At 56.3% G+C, this 1,101-nt stretch carries 2 protein-coding genes and 1 pseudogene; 2 read left to right on the top strand and 1 reads right to left on the bottom strand.

Features of this window, described 5'->3' with window-relative positions:
• A partial coding sequence (locus GCT19_RS42165) for a transposase (RefSeq protein ID WP_193727426.1) occupies positions 1-272 on the top strand: 272 nt, incomplete at its 5' end.
• Positions 273-581: 309 nt separating this feature from the next.
• Here the strand turns inward: GCT19_RS42165 and GCT19_RS42155 are convergent.
• Positions 582-797, bottom strand: a pseudogene (locus GCT19_RS42155) (IS66 family transposase); the annotation flags it as partial.
• A 94-nt stretch (positions 798-891) separates the two neighbouring features.
• Between GCT19_RS42155 and GCT19_RS42150 the strand changes: the two are divergent.
• A partial coding sequence (locus GCT19_RS42150; RefSeq protein ID WP_152855043.1) for a transposase occupies positions 892-1,101 on the top strand: 210 nt, incomplete at its 3' end.

Raw genomic sequence — 1,101 nt, 5'->3', positions numbered from 1 at the left:
GTGCGATGCTCGAGCAGTGGTGTACCAACGTGATGCGCTCCAAGGTTGAACCGATGAAGGAGGTCGCCCGCATGATACGCAAGCATTTCGACGGCATCGTCGCATGGACCCAGACGCGCCAGACCAACGGCTTTCTGGAAGCACTCAACGGCCTGTTTCAAGCCGCCAAGCGACGCGCTCGTGGCTACGCAAACCTCGAAACTATGCGCACCGTGCTGTTCCTGATCGCCGGCAAGCTCAACTTCGCGTCGATCAATCCGCACGCGGCATAACCCATTCAAATTTCAAAAGAGCCATAGAAGTTCCACTTACCCGTCTCAATCCCGTTAATAGCGTCTTTCTCCCTCATGTTCCACCGACTCCCGTCGGCATTCTTTCCGCCGATATGCGAAATGGCCTCGTGCCTACGCTGCCTATTCGTCTTGCTGATGCAGAGAACCTGAATACGCTGTGCCATAAAGCCCCCCGGCCTTTATGATGGAGTTTGATATTGTGCGTTCCATCATAGTAAGGACTTGCAGGGTTACACGTGGTTTATTTGCTATGCATTAGCGCTGCGTCAAACAACGCTGGTTTGTAAACTATTCAGCAGCCGGCATAGGCGAGAGCGCGTTGGCGGCGAACGCGTGAGCCAGGGCTTCAAAGAGTGATATGGATTGCTTACGCAAAGTGGTCAGATAGGAGCGGATGGTGCAGAAGGCGTCGCGGCCGTCCTGGCTGCGGAAACAGCCCGAGACTTTCTGCTTGAGCTTGGGCATACGGATGTCGCGCTCAGCTTGGTTATTCGTGAAGGGTACCCGATGATCGTAAGCGCTCGATTTCCCCCACCTAGCTTTTGCGTCTGGCAAGATCCACGATTGCGTCCGCAACCACAACTTGCGGACGCAATTTATGACCCAGGATGACCTTGCATTTTTGCCGTTGCGGGTGACCCGCGTTGGAGTGGGCGGCAAGCGCAGCTTCGATTCCATGGACAAGCGACGGCTGGTGGAGGCCTGCCTGCAGCCGGGTGCATCTTTGTCTGGGCTGGCGCTGAAGGCCGGGGTGAACGCCAACCAGCTGCATAAATGGGTTCGGCTGCATCGGCAGGCGGACATGCCC

The sequence above is a fragment of the Paraburkholderia atlantica genome, from assembly GCF_009362785.1.
Classification (GTDB): Bacteria; Pseudomonadota; Gammaproteobacteria; order Burkholderiales; family Burkholderiaceae; genus Paraburkholderia; species Paraburkholderia atlantica.
The sequence above is the reverse complement of the archived record's forward strand: the minus strand, read 5'-3'. Positions and strand labels throughout refer to the sequence as shown.